Source organism: Mesorhizobium sp. M0909 (assembly GCF_040319515.1).
Taxonomy (GTDB): Bacteria; Pseudomonadota; Alphaproteobacteria; order Rhizobiales; family Rhizobiaceae; genus Mesorhizobium.
Window position 1 is genome coordinate 19,280 of the sequence record NZ_JAMYOA010000021.1, and the last position, 17,433, is coordinate 36,712.

Below are 17,433 nucleotides of genomic sequence, written 5' to 3' on the forward strand. Positions count from 1 at the left end.
GTATTCCGCTTGGGCCATTTTGCCGTGAATGGCGCGATAACAAAAAACCCGCCTCGGCGGGCGGGTCGTTGGAGCCAATTGGCACCATAGCCAAATTAGTAGCATAGCTGCCGGCACAAAGCAAGAACAAAGTTGCTGCGGCCGACACAAAAGCATGCCTTTGTCCTGCCTTCCCAGCCTTGGCGATTGGCGAAAGCCGTGGTGGCATCAATCTCCCCCTGAAGGGGGGAGATCTGCAACTTCGTCGTCCGCGCTGACTTCCTCGCTGGTCAAAATCCTCGCGGCTTGGCACAGTCGGGCAAAGAGGAGCCTGTTGATGCCGAAGACCGCCAATACGACAAAACCAAAACCCTGGGCCGAGATGGCGACGCATCTGGTCGATGTCGCCATGGGCCGCAAGCCCGCCGATCTCGTCATCCGCAACGGGCGCTGGGTCAACGTTCATTCCGGCGAGATCATCGCCGGCACCGACATCGCCATCGCCGGCGGCCGCTTTGCCTATTGCGGGCCGAATGCCGGCCACGCCATCGGCCAGGGCACCAAGGTGGTCGATGCCGGCGGCCGCTATCTGGTGCCGGGGCTTTGCGACGCGCATATGCATGTCGAGAGCGGCATGGTGACGGTGACGGAATTCTGCCGCGCGGTGATCCCGCACGGCACCACATCGATGTTCATCGATCCGCATGAGATCGCCAACGTGCTCGGCCTGCCGGGCGTGCGGCTGATGCATGACGAGGCGGTCGCCATGCCGGTCAACGTGCACGTGCAGATGCCGTCCTGTGTGCCGTCGGCACCGGGGCTGGAGCATGCCGGCGCTGAGCTGACCGTCGCCGATGTTGCCGAGGCGATGACCTGGGAGAACATCGTCGGGCTCGGCGAGGTGATGAATTTTCCGGGCGTCGTCGCCAATGATCCGGTGATGTCGGGCGAGATCGCGGCGACGGTGAGGGCCGGCAAGACTGTCGGCGGGCACTATGCCTCGCGCGATCTCGGCCTGCCGTTCCACGGCTATGTCGCCGGCGGCGCCGAGGACGATCATGAAGGCACGCGCGCCGAGGATGCCATCGCCCGCGTCCGCCAGGGCATGAAGGCGATGCTGCGGCTGGGCTCGGCCTGGTATGACGTCGCCTCGCAGATCAAGGCGGTGACGGAGAGCGGGCTCGACCCGCGCAACTTCATCCTGTGCACCGACGACAGCCACTCCGGTACGCTGGTGCACGAAGGCCATATGGATCGGGTCGTGCGCCACGCCATCAGCCAGGGCTTGAAGCCGATGACGGCGATCCAGATGGCGACGCTCAACACCGCCCAGCATTTCCGGCTAGAGCGCGAGATCGGCTCGATAGCGCCGGGACGGCTCGCCGATCTGCTGATCGTCTCCGACCTCGCCGAAATGACCATCGACGAGGTCTATGGCCGCGGCGTCAGGCTGGCCAAGGGCGGCAAACTCGAAATCGACATTCCAGCCTACAATTATCCGCGGACGGCGAAGAACACCGTCAAGCTCGGCAAGAAGCTCAAGGCAGGCGATTTCGAGATCGCGGCACCCATGGGCGCCAACGAAGTGCGGGTGCGGGTCATCGGCGTCATCGAGAACCAGGCGCCGACGCGGGCGCTGGAGGCCGATCTTGCTGTCGAGGACGGGCTGGTCGCCATGGATCGCCGCAACGATGTCTGCCAGATCGCGCTGGTCGAACGCCACAAGGGCACCGGCGGCGTCACCAACGCCTTCGTCTCCGGCTTCGGCTATATCGGCGACTGCGCCATGGCCTCCAGCGTGGCCCATGATGCCCACCACATCATCGTCGTTGGCACCAACAAGCAGGACATGGCATTGGCGGTGAACCGGCTGGGCGAGGTCGGCGGCGGCGTCGTGCTGTTCTCCAAGGGCAAGGAACTGGCGCTGGTCGAAATGCCGATCGCCGGGCTGATGTCGGACGAGCGGGCGGAAATCGTCGCCGCCAAGGCGGACAAACTCAGCGACGCCATGCGCCAGATGGGCTGCTCGCTGAACAACGCCTACATGCAGCACTCGCTGCTGGCGCTGGTCGTGATCCCCGAGCTCAGGATTTCCGACGTCGGCCTGATCGACGTGACGACCTTCCAGAAGGTTGATTTGTTCGTTTGAACGCCGCCGGGGCGCTTCTTCAGCCGCCGGTGGCGATGGTCAGCACCTTGAACGGCGTGGTGATGACGATTTCGGCGACCGAGCCGACGGCCTTGCCGAGGCCCTGGCCGAGATTGTCGAGCTGGGCCGGCGCGGTCTCTTCAGAGGCGAGGCCGGCCGGGGCGCGCAGGCGGTCGCCGAGCAGTTGCACCAGGAACGGGTTGTCGGCGAATTTGGCGTGGTTCAGCCGGTCGCCGCCCTTGGTCTTGGTCAGGTCGACCACCGAGACGCCATAGCTGGCGAGGTCGGCCGCGTCGCCATAGTCGCCAACGCGCGGCTTGTCGCCGGAGATCAGCGTCGACAGCCTGAGCGCCCGGTCGTCGCCCGAAAGCAGCACGGCGAACGGCTTGTCGGGCTTGCCGTAGCGGATCATCTGCTTCTTGAACACGTCGACGTCGATGTCGGGCGAAGCCAGGATGACGTAGCCGAGCTTGCCGCCGAGGTCGCGGTCGCCGGTGATGGCAAGCTGCCGCAACGCTTCCATCGTCACCCAGGTCCCCATTGAATGGGCAATGATGTCGATGCTCTTGGCGCGGCTCTTGGCGAGCATGCGCAGCGTCGCTTCGAGATCGTCGCGCGCCGCATTGGCGCTTTCCTTGTCGTAGATGTAGCCGGTCGTCTTGCCGCTCGACGCCCACGAAAACAGCACCGGCGTGCCCGGATATTTCGTATCGTGCGCGATCTGCGTCAGCCGGTAGATGCCGTCGTCAAAACCGTTGTTGAAGCCGTGCACGAAAACCAGCGCGCGGTCGCCGCGCATGGCGATGTCGGCGCCGACAGCCTTGGCGAATTGCGGCGCGCCTTTGTAGAAGGTGACGCCGGTCGCCGTGAAATCCTTCGCCGGATTGCTGTTGGCCGAGCCCTTGACCCGTTCGATGGCGCCGACCTGGTGCACCTTCGGCACCGTCACCTCGACGCTGGCAAAGCTGGTGGTCGGCGAACGGTCGCCGTCGAACACCTGCCGGGGCTCCTTCGTTGCCCTTTGCCGGGTTGTGGCGACGAAGATCTTGTGCGTCGCCACAATGTCCGAAGCAGGCACGATGATCGTCGTCTTGTTGAGCAGATCGTGCGTGTTCTGGCCGGCGCAGCCTGCCAGCGCGAGCGCGAACGCAACGACGAGAAAGATCTTCGAAGGCACGATCACGCGGGCTCCCGCAAAGGCGACGTCGAGCCGGAGACGTCTTGGCCTATTCGATAGAGGCAGAGGCCGGCACGGTCCAGTTCAAACTGTTCCGATGGTGCGGCAATGGTCAACAACGACTGCCGCGCAATGCAGCTATTGTCCGACCGAGGCAATCCGGTCGGTCACCTCGCGGTCGCTGGCAAACCCGTCATCCTCGCGCAGCTTCTGGCCGATCAACTGCACCAATTCCGGATTGTCGGCGAATTTGGTGTGGTTGAAACGGTCGGCTCCCTTGACGCTGGAGAGGTCGACGACCGACACGCCATAGCTGGCGAGGTCGGCGGCGTCCTTGTAGTCGCCGACGCGCGGTCGCGCGCCGGCGATAAGGCCGGACAGCCTGAGCGCCCGGTCGTCGTCGGAGAGCAGCAGGATGAACGGCTTGTCCGGCTTGCCGTAGCGGCGCATCTGGCTCTTGAACACGTCGACGTCGATGTCGGGCGAGGCCAGCACGACGTCGCCGAGCTTGCCGCCTAGGTCGCGGTCGCCGGTGATGGCGAGCTGGCGCAGCGCCTCCATGGTGACCCAGGTCCCCAGCGAATGGGCAACGATGTCGATGCGCCGCGCGCCGGTCTGCGCCAGCATTCTCAGCGTCACTTCGAGCTGGTCGCGGGCAACGCTGGCGCTTTCCTTGTCGTAGACATAGTCCGTGGTCTTGGCGCCCGACGCCCAGGAAAACAGCACCGGCGTGCCCGGATAGCCGGAATCATGGGTGATCTGGGTGACGCGGTAGACCGCGTCGTCGAAGCCGGTGTTGTAGCCGTGGACGAAGACCATGACGCGGCCGCCGCGCGCCGCGATGTCGGCGCTGAGCGCGCTGGAGAATTTCGGCTGGGTGTCGTATCCGACGACCTCGGAAGCCATGAAGTATTTGGCCGGATCGTCCGACTTGCCGCGCGAGCGCCGCTCGATCTGGCCTGTCTTGTGGATGCCGGGGACGGTGACATTGACGCGGGCATAGTTCAGCGTCGCCGACCGCTCGCCGTCGAAGACCTTGTTGGGATCGTCGGAGCGCTTGCGGGTGGTGGCGATGAAGATCGAGTGGTTGCCGGCGATTTCCGTCACCGGCACCGCCATCATGGCGCTGCCGAGCAGTTCCTCGGTTTGGCGGCCGCCGCAGCCGGCGAGCAGCGCGGCAAGGACAATGATGCAAATCGTCTTCAAGGGCACTTAAGCAATTCCACTCCGGCCTGACCAAAGGCCATCCACCTCCGCCGCCCCTCCCGGACAGGCGAAGTGCGGCAGAAGTAAGTCGCGGATGCCGAAATGCGCTCAGTGCCTCGCGACGGCCATCGCACTGTTGCGCGAAAGCCAGAACGGCGGCAGGAACGCCGGGATGTTGGAAAACGGCAGCACTTCCGGCTTCAGCCTTATGCCAAGCACGTCGCGCATGAAGGCGCGGCGCGCCTCGATGCGGCGCCAGGCTTCGGGATAGCGCGCCGCGATCTCTTCGCGCAGCGCGTCGTCTGCCAACGCGATCCCGTCCTCGATGTTGGTGGTGAAATAATCGGTGCCGGTCGCCGGGATGATATCGACCTGCAAGGCCATGCCCGACCTCAATCTGATGTCGGAGCCGGAAAATACCGGCGAATGCATCCATTCGTCGATATGGATGAGATGGCCGGGATTGAGCGACACGCCGAAGAACGGATCGCCGATCCGCTCGTGCACCGCCTGCCACAGCGTGCCGCCGGGAACGCCGATGCCGACCGTCTCGTACCAGTCGACGACGGCGCAGAAATAGGGCGCGACCAGTTTCTCGACATAGTCCTGGATGCCCTTCGGAAGCTCGGCCGCATCCTCGACCAGAAAACCGGCGCGGGCGTTGAGCGAACCTTGGATGCCATAGGCCATGGTGATCGGGTCGCCGCGTTTGATGACGTCGAGACGGGGGCTCGGCAAGCCATAGGCTGCGCGCCTGCCGGCCGACAGCATCGGGTGACAGCATTGCGGCAGCCCGTTGATGCCCATCAGCCGCGCCGCCTGCAATTCGGTCATGCCGGGTTCGATGACCTGTAGGACATTGCGCAGGCCTTGCGAGGAATAGGTCGCGGCGAATTCGAACGCGGCCAGCTGGTCGGCCTCGTTGATGGCGCGCAGGCCGTCGGCAGGGTTCATCAAGAGGTTCGCCGCGTTGACGATCACACCCCTGCCGGCAAGCGTGCGTAGCGTGTCGGCGATGAAGGACGGCAGGTCGAGCGTCGTTTCACCAAAACCGGCATCGCCGGGGCCGAACGGTTTCCAGCCGATGGCGCCGATGCGCTGGCCGGCTTTCAGGCCGCAATCGGCAAGAATGTTGGGAAGCGCTTGCGAGGGGTCGCGCGGCTGCGCCGGCAGCGAAAAGGTCTGGTAAAGCACGCGCTCGTACGGCCCGTCGCAGATCTCGGCATAGCCCCAGCCCTCATTGCCGACCAGCAGTTTCGGCGGCTTGCCGGGAACGATGACCAGCAGCGTCTCCTCGAAGCGCGGATCGTAGCCGCAGAGATAGGCGACATTGGCGGCATGTTCGCGGTCGCCATAAACGACGAACGCGTCGAACTCCGCTTCGCCGCCGCGTGCAACCAGTGCCGCGATGTGGGCCTCATAAGTGGCGCGCGGAACCAGCGGCATCACCGTCGGCTCGCCGAACTCCGGCAGCGACACGGTTTTCTGGGCCACCGATGCGACAGGCATGAACAGACGCTCCTAACGGCCAACGAGGTTTTGGGAACACCCTTTGAGGGTGGCCGGACAATGGCTTCGTGAAGCCGGATATGCAATAGCGGGACCGAATTCGGCTAGCCTGTGGGGTGCTCTTGCCATGACCAGTTTCTCCTCTCGCGTCGCTGCCGCCGCTGCCGCGATCCGCGAGATCTTTCCGGAAACGCCGCTGCAGGAAAACGACTATCTGTCGAAGAAGAGCGGCGCGCGGGTGCTGCTGAAGCGCGAGGACCTGACGCCGGTGCGCTCCTACAAGATCCGCGGCGCCTTCAACTTCTTCCGCAAGACGCTTGCCGCCGGCAACGCCGCCGAGCTGTTCGTCTGCGCCTCGGCCGGCAATCACGCGCAGGGCTTTGCCTTCGTCTGCCGCCATTTCGGCAAGAAGGGCGTCGTCTTCATGCCGGTGACCACGCCGCAGCAGAAGATCGACAAGACGCGGCTGTTCGGCGGCGAGTTCGTCGAGATCAGGCTGGTCGGCGATTTCTTCGACGACTGTTATCGCGCGGCACTCGAATTCACCGAAAGTGCCGGCGCGCACATGGTGCCGCCTTTCGACCACAAGGACATCATCGAAGGGCAGGCGACCGTCGCCTACGAGATATCAGGCCAGATGCCCGGCGCGCGCATGCCCGACATCATCATGCTGCCGGTCGGCGGCGGCGGCCTGGCGGCCGGCGTCTCCCATTATTTCGCCGACCAGCAGCGTGGAACACGTTTCGTCTTTTGCGAGCCGGCCGGCGCCCCGAGCCTGAGCCAGAGCCTCGCCGCCGGAAAGCGGGTCAAGCTCGCCAAGGTCGACAATTTCGTCGACGGCGCGGCGGTGGCCGAGATCGGCCGCGAGCCGCTGCGCCACCTCAAGGAGTTTGCTGCCGATGCAGTGCGGCTGATCCCGGAAAACCGGCTCTGCGCGACCATGATCGAAATGCTCAATGTCGAAGGCGTCGTGCTCGAGCCGGCCGGTGCGCTGGCGATCGATGCGCTCAAGGATTTTTCCAAAAAGGAAATCAGGGGCAAGACCATCGTCGCCGTGGTCTCCGGCGGCAATTTCGATTTCGAGCGGCTGCCGGATGTGAAGGAACGGGCCCTGCGCTTCGAGGGCTTGAAGAAATACTTCATCATCCGCTTTCCGCAGCGGCCCGGCGCGTTGCGCGATTTCCTCGAATTGCTAGGCCCCGACGACGACATCGCCCGCTTCGAATATCTGAAGAAATCGGCGCGCAATTTCGGCTCGGTGCTGATCGGCATCGAAACCAAGGACCGCCGCAATTTCGACCTGCTCAAGGCGAATTTCGACGCCGAAAGCGTTCACTACCAAGACATTACCGACAACGAGACGCTCGCCGGGTTCATCATATGAGCAGCAACGACCTTCCGAACACTCCGGCGAACGTTTTTATCGCGCTGTTTTCCGGCATTAATGTCGGCGGCAACCGCATCGTCAAGATGGCGGAGCTCAGGTCATTCTTGGAGCAGCTCGGCTTCTCCGATGTCGCCACCTATGTGCAGAGCGGCAACGCCGTGTTCCGGTCGCCAGATGGCGATGCGGCGACGCTGACCAAGCGGCTGGAAGCGGAATTCGAGAAGAAATGGGGCTTCCATTCGCGCATCATGGTGCGCGATTTCGGCTGGCTCGAGCGGCTGGCGGCGGACAATCCCTATCCGGAAGCGGCCGGCGAGCCGACCAAGCTGCATGCTTATGCACTGGAGCGCCGGCCGACTGCCGAGGAGATCGCCCGGCTGGCGGAAAAATGCACCGGGCCCGAACGCTTCGAGATCAAGGGCGACGTGCTCTACCTGCATGCGCCCGACGGCCTCGGCAAATCGGTCTTTGCCAATCTCATCCCGCGCGTTCTGAAGGTGCCCTGCACGGCGCGCAACTGGCGCACCGTGCTGATGCTGCTCGAGATGGCCAAGGCCCGCGGTTGACAGGTCGTCTACGCGGCCGAAGCGCGTTTCCAGTCGAATGCCAGCTCTTCACGGAAGGCGAAGCGCTTGATGTGCTCGGCGACGACCGTTTCCAGGCGCTCGAGCGAGCCAGCTTCATCGGTCGTCACCGCAATGTGCAGCGCAGCCGGGTGCGCATCGAGAACCGTGCGGCCGAGAGTCAGATCGATGGTGCCGTGGTTCGGGTCGAATTCGACGGGAAACTTGTGCGCCCAATGTTTGCACAGCTGCTGCAGATAGCGGCTGGCATGTTCGGTGGCGACGTCGACATGGCTGGCCGGCATGAATGAATTCTCCTTGGGAAGGCGGACGCGAAAACAGAACCAGGGCGCCGCCTGCGTCCGCTCAAGATAGCGTGATCGGTTACCAGCTGCCGGTGTTCGGCATCGACGCCCACGGCTCGGCCTTCGGCTTGGCCGGGCCTTTCTGCAACAGCTCGATCGAGATGCCGTCCGGTGATTTGACGAACGCCATGTTGCCGTCGCGCGGCGGCCGGTTGATGGTAACGCCATTGTCCATCAGCCGCTGGCAGGTGGCGTAGATGTCGTCGACCTCATAGGCAAGATGGCCGAAATTGCGGCCGCCCTTGTAGTCTTCCGGGTCCCAATTGTAGGTCAGCTCGATCAGCGGCGCCTTTTCGGAGATGCCGTTCTGCTCGTCTTCGGGCGCGGCGAGGAAGATCAGCGTGTAGCGGCCCTGCTCGTTTTCATGGCGGCGCACTTCCTTGAGGCCAAGCTTGTTGCAGTAGAAATCGAGCGAAGCATCGATGTCGGCGATGCGGACCATGGTGTGCAGATAGCGCATGATTTCCTCCTTATGTTGCGTTGCGGCGCACCATAGGGGCGGCCCGGCCAAAGGGCAATCGGCCACGCTTGCCAGCGCCGGCAAACGGCAAATCCGCTATTCCTGTACGGAACCGTGAAAAAAGGCACGTCAGGTCTTGCACACACCGGAAGCCGCGGTGTTAATCTGATACCAAGAATCAGTTGCAGTGTTTCTTGAAAAAAGGGGGCGTTCTTATGGGGGAAAAGGCCTCTTTCATGGGGCGGGACGGGGCCGGTAACGATGCGTTGAAGCGGGATGAGAGCGTCGATACGGCCGATCTCGTCGAAATCGCTGGCGCCATCAAATGGTTCGACGTAGCCAAGGGCTACGGGTTCATCCTTCCCGATGATGGTACTTCGGGCGACATCCTCCTCCATGTGACATGCCTTCGAAAGGACGGTTTTCAGACCGCGCTTGAAGGCGCCCGTGTCGTCTGCCTGGTCAAGCAGGGCGAGCGCGGGCTGCAGGCCTTCCGCGTGCTCTCGATGGATGTCACCACGGCGATCCATCCGGCGGAGATGCAGGAGCAGCGCACCCATGTCGCGGTGACGCCGGAAAGCGGCCTCGAACGGGCGCTGGTGAAATGGTTCAACCGCACCAAAGGGTTCGGTTTTCTGACCCGGGGCGAGGGCACCGAGGATATTTTCGTCCACATGGAGACGCTGCGCCGCTACGGCATCACCGAACTCCGCCCGGGCCAGGTGGTGCTGGTCCGCTTCGGACGCGGCGACAAAGGCCTTATGGCTGCCGAAATTCACCCCGATATGGGTACCTTGCCGGTCTCGCATTAGTTCCGGTCGAGGATTTCATATGGCTCACAGGAACCGGCTGACGGCGGGCGCGCTCTGCGCCGGGATTTTCCTCATCGTCGCCGCAAGCGCCTTCTTCTATTTTCAGCAACCGAGTTCGGCCGACGGCAAGGCGATGATCCTTCCCGTCGACCCGGCGCCGCTGGTTGCGGTGACGAAGGCCGGCGAGCGTTCTTTCTCCGTCGAAATTGCCGACACGCCCGCCGAGCGAGAGGCCGGCCTGATGTTCCGTCGGCACATGGCCGACAATCACGGCATGCTGTTCGTGTTCGGTGCGCCGCAGGATGTGAGCTTCTGGATGAAGAACACGCCGATGCCGCTCGACCTGATCTTCGTCGGCCAGGACGGCCGGATCCGGGCGATCGAGCAAGGCGAGCCGCAGTCGGAGGCGATCATCTCGCCGAACGAACCGGTGCGTTTCGTGCTCGAGCTCAAGGCAGGCACCGCCGCCAAAGAGGGCATTAAGGACGGCGACCTGCTGCGCCATCCGGCCATCGGCTCGGCGCCGGGGCCGGCCATGCCGCCGCCCGACAAGGGCGACGCGCCGAGTGTCGATTCCGACTGAACGAACGGGCAGGATCTTCGGCCGATGCAGTTCTTCTCCCATGATGGTTTCGACCTTGCTTTCCTTGATCGCCAACCGGCATCGGGGCAGGGCGATCCGGTGCTGATGATCCACGGCTTTGCCTCGAGCCATTACGTCAACTGGGTGTCGCCCGGTTGGTTCAAGACGCTGAACGATGCCGGCTACCGTGCGATCGCCTTCGACAATCGCGGCCATGGCTCGTCGTCGAAGAGCTATGACGAAGCCGACTACACGCCGGCAAAAATGGCGTCCGACGCGGCAGCGCTTTTGAACCATCTCGGCATCGAACGCGCCCATGTCATGGGTTATTCGATGGGCGCGCGCATATCGGCGTTCCTGGCGCTCTCCAACCCGGACAAGGTGGCGACGCTGGTCTTCGGCGGTCTCGGCGTCGGCATGGTCGACGGCGTTGGCGACTGGGATCCTATAGCCGACGCCCTCCTGGCCGAGGACCCGGCAGGCACCAGCGACCCGCGCGGCCGCTCGTTCCGCGCCTTCGCTGATCAGACCCGCAGCGATCGCCGCGCGCTCGCCGCCTGCATCGCCACCTCGCGCGAATTGCTGAGCGAGGCCGACATTGCCCGCATTGCCCAGCCGACGCTGATCGCCGTCGGCACCAAGGACGACATCGGCGGCTCGCCGGATGAACTCGCCGCTCTGATGCCCAACGCCAGGGCTTTTCACATCGAAGGCCGCGACCATATGCTGGCGGTCGGCGACAAGACCTTCAAGCAGCGCGTGCTGGAGTTTTATGCCGAGCATCCGCTTTGATGGACGGCTCCCGAAGCGGCCATTGCGCCTGAAGCTGGGGTCCTTAGCGGTTTTGCAACGATACAGGAGTAAATAAGCGCGACGTGTGGATCGGTTCAAACCCGCCATGCGCTGAACGGAGGGCAGGGGGTATCATGGCACAATGGGGAAGGACCGACGCCGCTTTGCCGGGCGTCATTGCAAAAAGCACGTTCGGCGAATGGTCCGTTGTTCTAGCGCTGGCTGCTTTAGCGGCAGGGGCGATGGCGATCACCGCGTTGATAGCAATGCCGAGCGACGCGTCTCCACTGCTCCAGAACAGTGCGACGGGCTTCTTCGCTGCGGTATTTTTTCTGGCCGGGCCTTTGGCACATCTTACGGGAGTGGTCTTCGGGTTGATGGCCGTTGGTCGCCCAAACGACAATCGTGTGCTCGGCCTGGCTGGCATCGTGGTCAATGGTGCGTCGCTGGCGGCCGGGGTGTTCATGTTGTGGGGAATGGCATCGACTTTTGGCGCATTCACCTGATTTCGGGCAAATATCCCAGACGCACGCGAGCGACGCGAACTACTATCCGCCCTGGCCGTGCCCAAGCGCCCTGAGCGAGCGTGCAATGTTTTGCTTGGCCCGCGTTTCGAAGCGCCGGCGGAACTCCTCGCTGTGGAAGATATGCGGGCGGGCGAGGAAGCCCTTCAGGACGGCGGCACGGCCGGCCCGCCACATCGGCTCACCGACCCACTGGTATTCGCGGCGAACCGCCTGTTCGTAGGCGTCAAACACGTCAGGCGCGGCACCCAGGATCGCCAGGTCCATGTCGAGGAACAGCGCCGCATCACGAACCGAATGTTGATCGCCAAGGGGCGGCAATTCGTGGCTGGCAGTGGCAGTGATCATCGCCGCGATGCGACGAAGGCGTTGTGCATCGGCGCGGCCGGCGAGCTTCTCCTCGGCAAGTGCGGCACTCCTCGCCTCATTGTCCTTGGCGCGGCTGTCGTAGATCGCGTCGTGGAACCAGATCGCCGCTTCGACTGCTTCAGGATCATGCAGCAATGCCTTGTAATGGTTGGCTAGCGCCAGCATCGCCTCGATATGGCCAAGGTCGTGGTAGTGGCGATCTTCGGCCGCATAGAGCGCGGAAAGCTCGCGCTTCAGGGTCTCGTCGATCAAGGTTGCGTTTTCCATGGCTGCTTGAAATTCCGCCAACCAAATCCATTTGACGAAGCACTAAGGAAAATTGAGTTCACCCGTGCTATGATCTGGCTTATAGGTGCGGCCGGAGAATAGGCAAGCCGCCAAGACAGTGGATGACATTGGATGGCCGGAGACATCAGATGAACAGCGTTACGATTTCCCGTCCCACCATGGTGCAGCCGGTAGATCCGATCTGGCGTTCGATCCGCGATGAAGCGATGGAAGCGGTCAACCGCGATCCGCTGCTGGCGGCGTTCCTCTATTCGACCATCCTCAACCAGGAAAACCTGGAAGAAGCGGTCATTCACCGGCTGGCCGAGCGCCTCGCCCACCAGGACATCGGCTCCGACCTCATTCGCCAGACATTCAAGGCAATGGCGGCCGACGACAAGGATTGGTCGACGACGGTGCGCGTCGACATCCAGGCCTATTACGACCGCGATCCGGCCTGCGACCGCTTCATCATGCCGGTGCTCTACTTCAAGGGTTTTCATGCCATCCAGACGCACCGGCTGGCGCATTGGCTGTGGAACCAGGGCCGCCAGGATTTTGCGCTGTATTTGCAGAGCCGGTCGTCCTCGGTGTTCCAGACCGACATCAATCCGGCCGCCCGCATCGGCAAGGGCATCTTCCTCGATCACGCCACCGGCCTCGTCGTTGGCCAGACGGCGGTGATCGAGGACGACGTGTCGATCCTGCACGGCGTCACCCTGGGCGGCACCGGCAAGGCCGGCGGCGACCGCCACCCCAAGATCCGCTACGGCGTGCTGATCGGCGCCGGCGCCAAGATCCTCGGCAACATCGAGATCGGCCATTGCTCGAAAATCGCGGCCGGCTCGGTGGTGCTGTCGCCGGTACCGCACAACAAGACGGTTGCCGGCGTGCCGGCCCGCGTCGTCGGCGAGACCGGCTGCGATCAGCCTTCGCGGCAGATGGACCAGCTGTTGCCATCACAGACGATGGACCACGTCGTCAGCTTCGACATCTGAGTGCTCGGGCGGGGGCTGAATTCCTGCCCCCTGTGCCGGCTTGCCTTTACATGGCCATTGTCGACGTGCCAGAAGCGCACCAATGCATGTCGCCCAAAAGTGCCCAGCGGTTTTGGGATAGCGACATGGATGAAGCAAGATTCAAAGCGCGTCGCATCGATCTCTTCAGACGCGACGCACTTTAGCAAGCGACGATCGGAGAAGACTGTTGAAGCCGGACGAAATCAGAAAGCTGGACGCCTATTTCAAGCGCACCTTCCAGAACCCAAAACTCGAAGTGAAGGCGCGGCCGCGCAAGGAAGATTCGGCCGAGGTCTATGTCGGCGACGAGTTCCTCGGCATCGTCTTCAAGGACGAGGACGACGGCGACTATAATTTCTCGATGGCGATCCTCGACATCGATCTGGCCTGAGCCGGGAATTTTGCGGCTGGCGCCGGCGGGACAGCGAAGGATCGCTACGGAACGGCTCGTTTCGTTGCTTACCGCCCGGTCTTCAGCACACGCGTTGCCTCGCCCGAAATCGCCGCGTCGAGCGCCTGCCAGTTGCCCAGGAATTCCCGGGGGAAGCGGTAGGTGAGGCTGAGATTGTCGCCGACCAGGATATCGCGCTCGCAGGGCGCTAGCGATTCGTCCGCGCTCGGGCCGCTCAGGCAGCGTGCGACAAACGGATCCTTGCCGGGGCGGTCGGCGACCGCCAGCACTTCGTTGAGATAGCCTGACTTTTCGCTGAAGGCGTAAAGCGTCGTGCCGCTAGGGCCGGGCGTACCCGGCTTGGCAATCAGCGCACTGTAGATCGGCGCAAAGCGGCCGCTCATGTCGCGCGACATCATCTGCGGCTCGAACGACAGGAAGACGATGTCCTTGCTGGGTCCGGTGTGGTTGAAGTCGTTGCGGGCAGCCTCGCTGTAGCCGTCCATCTCGGGATAGCGCAGATAGAGGTCGAGCCGTGAGGCGATGCCGTCGCGCCGGGCCTGGGCAAAGCGGATGACATTGGCCGGCACGGCGATGATGTTGTTGCCGATGACGACCTTGTGGACCGTGGTGTCGTCGGTGTACCCGGCCATGGCGATCGAGCGGCCGAACCATCTGCCGCCAAGGCTGATCGCCATCGAAAGCAGCGCCAGCGTTGCGAATGCATAAAACACCCGCTTCATCAGCGTCGAATCGACGACGCTGAGTTGCTGGCCCTCCGTGGCGGCTCCCTGCTTCATCGCGACCCTCGTTTACCGTCCCGTCGGGTGTGCCTGAGCGGCACATTTCCGCGCGGCACGGCTCTTGCTTCGCAGCTTTTGCGGACGACTGTGCGATTTCATGGTAAACGGAGGGTAAAGATGGGGCCGGTCGAACAAATCATATTCAGTTTTATGGCCGGGCTGACGGCTTGCGGCCTGGCCGGATCGGCGATGGAACTGATCGCCGGCCGCAAGCTTGCCTTCGTCCAGCCCTATGTATCGTCGAAGCACATGCTGCGCTCGCTCGCGGCGACGGCTTGCGCCGGGCCGCTGATGTTCGCCAACGAGGCGCTGGACGCCTGGCGCGAGCGTCGCATCTCGGTGCTGGGGCTGATCTCCTGCGGCTGTACGGCGACCATCTGGGCGCTGGCGCTGGGCATGGTGGTGATCGCCATTGCGTCCTGGGCGGCTTCGCTTCTAGGGTCTGGCAGCTTGTCGGTGTGAGACGATCTGGAGACAGCAATGCCGATCTACGCGATTGACGGAAAAGCGCCCGCCTTCGAGGACGTCGACAGCAACTGGATCGCGCCGGATGCCACGCTGATCGGCAATATCAGGATTGGCCGCAATGCCGGTTTCTGGTTCGGCGTCGTTATCCGCGGCGACGACGAGCCGATCGCCATCGGCGCCGACACAAACGTGCAGGAGCACACAATCATGCACACCGACGCCGGCTTTCCGCTGACCGTCGGCCAGGGCTGCACGATCGGCCACCGTGCCTTGCTGCATGGCTGCACGATCGGCGACAACACCCTGATCGGCATGGGCGCCATCGTGCTGAACGGCGCGAAGATCGGTAACAACTCGCTGGTCGGGGCCGGTGCGCTGGTCACCGAAGGTAAGCAATTCCCCGACAATTCGCTGATCGTCGGCTCGCCCGCGCGCGTCGTCAGGACGCTCGACGAAGCCGCAATCGCCAGGCTGCGCGCTTCGGCCGCGCATTATGTGGCCAACGGCAGGCGATTCAGGGCTGGGCTGAAGAAGGTCTAGCCGATCCAGAAATGGTGGAGCCGGCCTTGGGATACCGAAAGCATAGCCCCTTCCAAGTCAAACCGGCTGGGCGGTCGGCCGGAACAAGATCTCGTTGATATCGACGTCATCGGGCTCGTTGATCGCGAAGGCGACCGTGCGGGCAAACGTATCTGGCCCCACGGCGATCTTGCTCACGAAGTCCCTGGTGTCCTGCTGGATATCCTTCTCGCTGATGTGCTCAAGCAACTCTGTGGTGACAGCGCCCGGCGAGATCACCGTGGTGCGGATGTTGTAGGGTTTCACCTCTTTCCGCAGACCCTCGGACAGTGCACGCACGGCGAACTTGGTGGCGCAATAGACCGCTGCACCCGGGTCGACCACATAGCCGTATATGGACGAGACATTGATAATGTGCCCCGATCGCTGTTCCTTCATGTACGCAAGTGCGGCCGCGATGCCGTAAAGAACGCCCTTGATGTTGACGTCGATCATCCGGTCCCATTCGTCGATCTTGAGCCGTTCGAGCGGGGCCAACGGCATGAGGCCCGCATTGTTGAGCATCACGTCGATGCGGCCGAATTCCCGGACCGCCGTGTTCACCAGGTTCTGGACCTGGCCGGCGTCGGTGACGTCCGTAGTGACGGCCTTGGCTTTGAGCCCAGCGGCGGTCAGTTCCTGGACAAGGGCGTCGATGCGGTGTGACCGGCGTGCACCCAGGACCACGGAAGCGCCTCGTGCGGCAAGATGGCGTGCCGTCGCTTCACCGAGGCCACTGCTGGCACCGGTGATGACGACGACCTTGTTCTCGATTCCTTCGGACATGAGATTCTCCTAGACAAGAATTGAAAGAGTTCAGGTTCGGAGCCCGGCCGAGGCGGCGAGCAAGGCCGAGCCGGTGAGCAGGGCGGCCGCGAGAAGGAAGGCGCTCCACCAGCCGGCCGCGTCGAACAGCAGGCCTCCCGCGATAGCGCCGCCCGCGATCGCGAGCTGGATCAGGGCAACCTGCAGTCCGCCCCCGGCCTCCAGGTCTTCAGGGATGAGCGTGGTCATCCAGGTGTTCCATGCCACCGGGATCGGAGTCGCGAAAAATCCCCAAAGAACCAGCAGGCCGGCCGTGGCGCCTGCAAACGGTCCAAAGGCAATCAGCAGTAGAGCGAAGACCGCGAGTGCACTCGGCAGCCCGATCAGCACGGCTGTGAGGTGCCGCCGGAGGATGAGGCCGATGATCGACAGTCCCGCCAGGCCACCGAGGCCGACGCCCAACAAAGCTATTGAGAGGGTGCTCACCTCGAGGTCCGTCACGTTTTCCAGAAACGGCCGCAGATAGATCGAGAGCGCGTTCTGCCCGATGAAAGCGAGCCCGGTCGCGCCCATGCCGATGGCGAATCTGCGATTCCGCAGCAGGCCGAACATGCTCGACACCGAGGCGGTCTCCATCGGTGGCAACTTCGGGAGAACGGCCAACTGCCACACGAGCGCCGCGAGGCCGATGGGGACAGTGACGAAGAAGGTTCCCCGCCATCCGATCAGCGATCCGAGGAGGCTGCCGACGGGCGCCGCGATCACCAATGCGAACGCAGTGCCACCCTGGAGCAAGGCAATGGCCTTGGGCAGGTCGGGTCCCGCGGCCAGGCGGGCCAGAATGGCCGTCGACAGTGACCAGAAACCGCCGATCGCGATGCCGACCAGCGCCCGCCCGGCCAGGAAGACCAGGAAGTTGGGAGCAACCGCCACCGCCAGGCTCGATGCGGCCAGCACTGCCGTATGGAGCAGAACCACCGTCCGTCGATCGACGTTTCGCAACAGCGAATTGCCGAAGAGGCTGGTAACCACGGCGAAGAATCCGGATACCGCGATTGCCTGGCCGGCCTGACCCTCGGAGACGGCCAGATCCTGAGCGATCGGGGTGAGCAGGCTCACCGGCAGGAATTCCAGTCCGACCAGAAGGAAGGTCAGCAGCGACAGGCAGACCAACGCAGACCATGGGGTCGTCGTGTTGTCAGCAGCGGCGGCCTCGCCCAGCGCGAGTTCAATGGTCATAAGGCAGTCTCCTGTCCGTTACCGAATTAAGTAGTCGGGCTGGCCAAA

The 17,433-nt window shown here is 63.4% G+C and carries 20 protein-coding genes; 11 read left to right on the top strand and 9 right to left on the bottom strand.

The features are described 5' to 3' along the window. The first annotated feature begins 316 nt into the window (after positions 1-316). Positions 317-2,128: an adenine deaminase gene (gene ade / locus NKH83_RS25665; RefSeq protein ID WP_352477408.1), complete on the top strand. Its 1,812-nt coding sequence runs from the start codon at positions 317-319 to the stop codon at positions 2,126-2,128. A gap of 19 nt (positions 2,129-2,147) precedes the next feature. Here the strand turns inward: ade and NKH83_RS25670 are convergent, their stop codons facing one another. The 3 genes from NKH83_RS25670 to NKH83_RS25680 all read right to left on the bottom strand — a co-directional run bounded on the left by NKH83_RS25670 (position 2,148) and on the right by NKH83_RS25680 (position 6,020). Beyond that, positions 2,148-3,311, bottom strand: a complete 1,164-nt coding sequence (locus NKH83_RS25670; protein WP_352477410.1) for an alpha/beta hydrolase — start codon at positions 3,309-3,311, stop codon at positions 2,148-2,150. Between the two features lie 132 nt (positions 3,312-3,443). Then, the gene (locus NKH83_RS25675) at positions 3,444-4,517 is read right to left on the bottom strand and encodes an alpha/beta hydrolase (protein ID WP_254817699.1); all 1,074 of its coding nucleotides are present in this window, start codon (positions 4,515-4,517) and stop codon (positions 3,444-3,446) included. A gap of 102 nt (positions 4,518-4,619) precedes the next feature. Then, positions 4,620-6,020, bottom strand: coding sequence for a hypothetical protein (locus NKH83_RS25680; RefSeq protein ID WP_352808039.1), 1,401 nt, complete (start codon positions 6,018-6,020; stop codon positions 4,620-4,622). A gap of 127 nt (positions 6,021-6,147) precedes the next feature. On the opposite strand from NKH83_RS25680, the gene ilvA reads away from it, so the two are divergent. Together ilvA and NKH83_RS25690 are read left to right on the top strand one after the other, a co-directional pair. Continuing rightward, complete coding sequence (ilvA, locus tag NKH83_RS25685; RefSeq protein WP_352808040.1) at positions 6,148-7,404, top strand: threonine ammonia-lyase IlvA; 1,257 nt, start codon at positions 6,148-6,150, stop codon at positions 7,402-7,404. After that, positions 7,401-7,973: a DUF1697 domain-containing protein gene (locus NKH83_RS25690; protein ID WP_352808041.1), complete on the top strand. Its 573-nt coding sequence runs from the start codon at positions 7,401-7,403 to the stop codon at positions 7,971-7,973. The genes ilvA and NKH83_RS25690 overlap by 4 nt, the downstream gene beginning before the upstream one ends. A gap of 8 nt (positions 7,974-7,981) precedes the next feature. Here the strand turns inward: NKH83_RS25690 and NKH83_RS25695 are convergent, their stop codons facing one another. Both NKH83_RS25695 and gloA read right to left on the bottom strand, forming a co-directional pair. Continuing rightward, positions 7,982-8,275 carry a DUF2218 domain-containing protein gene (locus NKH83_RS25695; protein ID WP_352808042.1) on the bottom strand — a complete coding sequence of 98 codons (294 nt, stop codon included), beginning with the start codon at positions 8,273-8,275 and terminating at the stop codon, positions 7,982-7,984. Between the two features lie 79 nt (positions 8,276-8,354). Next, positions 8,355-8,795: a lactoylglutathione lyase gene (gene gloA, locus NKH83_RS25700; protein ID WP_352808043.1), complete on the bottom strand. Its 441-nt coding sequence runs from the start codon at positions 8,793-8,795 to the stop codon at positions 8,355-8,357. 215 nt (positions 8,796-9,010) lie between these two features. Between gloA and NKH83_RS25705 the strand changes: the two genes are divergently transcribed. The 4 genes from NKH83_RS25705 to NKH83_RS25720 all read left to right on the top strand — a co-directional run bounded on the left by NKH83_RS25705 (position 9,011) and on the right by NKH83_RS25720 (position 11,488). Next, the gene (locus NKH83_RS25705; protein WP_502895622.1) at positions 9,011-9,607 is read left to right on the top strand and encodes a cold-shock protein; all 597 of its coding nucleotides are present in this window, start codon (positions 9,011-9,013) and stop codon (positions 9,605-9,607) included. Positions 9,608-9,626: 19 nt separating this feature from the next. After that, positions 9,627-10,190: a DUF192 domain-containing protein gene (locus tag NKH83_RS25710; RefSeq protein WP_352808045.1), complete on the top strand. Its 564-nt coding sequence runs from the start codon at positions 9,627-9,629 to the stop codon at positions 10,188-10,190. A 24-nt stretch (positions 10,191-10,214) separates the two neighbouring features. Then, positions 10,215-10,982 (top strand): alpha/beta fold hydrolase, encoded by a 768-nt coding sequence (locus NKH83_RS25715; protein WP_352808046.1) that lies wholly within the window; start codon positions 10,215-10,217, stop codon positions 10,980-10,982. Between the two features lie 134 nt (positions 10,983-11,116). Continuing rightward, positions 11,117-11,488 carry a hypothetical protein gene (locus tag NKH83_RS25720; RefSeq protein WP_352689917.1) on the top strand — a complete coding sequence of 124 codons (372 nt, stop codon included), beginning with the start codon at positions 11,117-11,119 and terminating at the stop codon, positions 11,486-11,488. Between the two features lie 42 nt (positions 11,489-11,530). Here the strand turns inward: NKH83_RS25720 and NKH83_RS25725 are convergent, their stop codons facing one another. After that, a complete protein-coding gene (locus NKH83_RS25725) occupies positions 11,531-12,142 on the bottom strand; it encodes an HD domain-containing protein (protein ID WP_352808047.1) in 612 nt (203 codons plus the stop codon). 149 nt (positions 12,143-12,291) lie between these two features. Here NKH83_RS25725 and cysE point away from each other — a divergent pair, with 149 nt between their 5' ends. Continuing rightward, on the top strand, positions 12,292-13,140 hold the full coding sequence (cysE, locus tag NKH83_RS25730; RefSeq protein ID WP_254817710.1) for a serine O-acetyltransferase: 849 nt from the start codon (positions 12,292-12,294) through the stop codon (positions 13,138-13,140). Positions 13,141-13,348: 208 nt separating this feature from the next. Continuing rightward, positions 13,349-13,552 carry a DUF3126 family protein gene (locus NKH83_RS25735; protein ID WP_023674799.1) on the top strand — a complete coding sequence of 68 codons (204 nt, stop codon included), beginning with the start codon at positions 13,349-13,351 and terminating at the stop codon, positions 13,550-13,552. A 68-nt stretch (positions 13,553-13,620) separates the two neighbouring features. On the opposite strand, the gene NKH83_RS25740 is transcribed toward NKH83_RS25735, so the two are convergent. Further along, positions 13,621-14,352: a hypothetical protein gene (locus tag NKH83_RS25740; protein WP_352808048.1), complete on the bottom strand. Its 732-nt coding sequence runs from the start codon at positions 14,350-14,352 to the stop codon at positions 13,621-13,623. A gap of 120 nt (positions 14,353-14,472) precedes the next feature. Here NKH83_RS25740 and NKH83_RS25745 point away from each other — a divergent pair, with 120 nt between their 5' ends. Then, positions 14,473-14,817 (top strand): DUF6949 family protein, encoded by a 345-nt coding sequence (locus NKH83_RS25745; RefSeq protein ID WP_352508582.1) that lies wholly within the window; start codon positions 14,473-14,475, stop codon positions 14,815-14,817. A gap of 18 nt (positions 14,818-14,835) precedes the next feature. Beyond that, entirely contained in the window at positions 14,836-15,363 is a 528-nt protein-coding gene (locus tag NKH83_RS25750) for a gamma carbonic anhydrase family protein (RefSeq protein ID WP_352808049.1), read from the top strand. Positions 15,364-15,420: 57 nt separating this feature from the next. On the opposite strand, the gene NKH83_RS25755 is transcribed toward NKH83_RS25750, so the two are convergent. Together NKH83_RS25755 and NKH83_RS25760 are read right to left on the bottom strand one after the other, a co-directional pair. Further along, on the bottom strand, positions 15,421-16,167 hold the full coding sequence (locus tag NKH83_RS25755) for an SDR family oxidoreductase (RefSeq protein ID WP_352479395.1): 747 nt from the start codon (positions 16,165-16,167) through the stop codon (positions 15,421-15,423). A gap of 30 nt (positions 16,168-16,197) precedes the next feature. After that, entirely contained in the window at positions 16,198-17,385 is a 1,188-nt protein-coding gene (locus NKH83_RS25760; protein ID WP_352808050.1) for an MFS transporter, read from the bottom strand. Between the last annotated feature and the right edge of the window lie 48 nt (positions 17,386-17,433).

Coding starts and splice junctions, on each gene's coding strand:
- ade (WP_352477408.1), top strand. CDS start 317: ATGCCGAAGACCGCCAATACGACAAAACCAAAACCCTGGGCCGAGATG.
- NKH83_RS25680 (WP_352808039.1), bottom strand. CDS start 6,020: ATGCCTGTCGCATCGGTGGCCCAGAAAACCGTGTCGCTGCCGGAGTTC.
- ilvA (WP_352808040.1), top strand. CDS start 6,148: ATGACCAGTTTCTCCTCTCGCGTCGCTGCCGCCGCTGCCGCGATCCGC.
- NKH83_RS25690 (WP_352808041.1), top strand. CDS start 7,401: ATGAGCAGCAACGACCTTCCGAACACTCCGGCGAACGTTTTTATCGCG.
- NKH83_RS25695 (WP_352808042.1), bottom strand. CDS start 8,275: ATGCCGGCCAGCCATGTCGACGTCGCCACCGAACATGCCAGCCGCTAT.
- gloA (WP_352808043.1), bottom strand. CDS start 8,795: ATGCGCTATCTGCACACCATGGTCCGCATCGCCGACATCGATGCTTCG.
- NKH83_RS25705 (WP_502895622.1), top strand. CDS start 9,011: ATGGGGGAAAAGGCCTCTTTCATGGGGCGGGACGGGGCCGGTAACGAT.
- NKH83_RS25710 (WP_352808045.1), top strand. CDS start 9,627: ATGGCTCACAGGAACCGGCTGACGGCGGGCGCGCTCTGCGCCGGGATT.
- NKH83_RS25715 (WP_352808046.1), top strand. CDS start 10,215: ATGCAGTTCTTCTCCCATGATGGTTTCGACCTTGCTTTCCTTGATCGC.
- NKH83_RS25720 (WP_352689917.1), top strand. CDS start 11,117: ATGGCACAATGGGGAAGGACCGACGCCGCTTTGCCGGGCGTCATTGCA.
- NKH83_RS25725 (WP_352808047.1), bottom strand. CDS start 12,142: ATGGAAAACGCAACCTTGATCGACGAGACCCTGAAGCGCGAGCTTTCC.
- cysE (WP_254817710.1), top strand. CDS start 12,292: ATGAACAGCGTTACGATTTCCCGTCCCACCATGGTGCAGCCGGTAGAT.
- NKH83_RS25740 (WP_352808048.1), bottom strand. CDS start 14,352: ATGAAGCAGGGAGCCGCCACGGAGGGCCAGCAACTCAGCGTCGTCGAT.
- NKH83_RS25745 (WP_352508582.1), top strand. CDS start 14,473: ATGGGGCCGGTCGAACAAATCATATTCAGTTTTATGGCCGGGCTGACG.
- NKH83_RS25750 (WP_352808049.1), top strand. CDS start 14,836: ATGCCGATCTACGCGATTGACGGAAAAGCGCCCGCCTTCGAGGACGTC.
- NKH83_RS25755 (WP_352479395.1), bottom strand. CDS start 16,167: ATGTCCGAAGGAATCGAGAACAAGGTCGTCGTCATCACCGGTGCCAGC.
- NKH83_RS25760 (WP_352808050.1), bottom strand. CDS start 17,385: ATGACCATTGAACTCGCGCTGGGCGAGGCCGCCGCTGCTGACAACACG.